At 72.1% G+C, this 391-nt stretch carries 1 pseudogene; it reads right to left on the minus strand.

The features are described 5' to 3' along the window. Positions 1-391 (minus strand): annotated as a pseudogene (locus tag ACEN88_RS34505) (hybrid sensor histidine kinase/response regulator); the annotation flags it as partial.

Below are 391 nucleotides of genomic sequence, written 5' to 3' on the forward strand. Positions count from 1 at the left end.
CTTCCAGGCGGATCGTCCCGTGGGCGGGCTTGCCGGCGGCCGTGCGCTCGGCCGGCAGCTCCATGCCGTGGTCGACGGCGTTGCGCAGCAGTTGGTGCAGCGGTCCTTCCATGCGCGCCAGCACGGCGCGGTCGACGAGCGTGTCCGCGCCCGCGATTTCCACGCGCACGTCCTTGCCGAGGCCCCGCGCGAGGTCGCGCACCATGCGCGGCAGCGCGTGCACGCCTTCCGCGAAAGGACACATGCGCAGCGCCAGTACCTCGTCGGCGAGGCGCGTGGAGACGGTCAGCGCCTGCCGTTCGTAATGCTCGGCGCCCTCGATCGTGCGGTGCAGGGTGTCGCGCAGCTTGCCGAACGTCGGCTCGAGCGGCTGCACGGTCAGGCTCTGTTC

Source organism: Massilia sp. CT11-108 (assembly GCF_047302915.1).
In the GTDB taxonomy this organism is placed as follows: Bacteria; Pseudomonadota; Gammaproteobacteria; order Burkholderiales; family Burkholderiaceae_D; genus Telluria; species Telluria orientalis.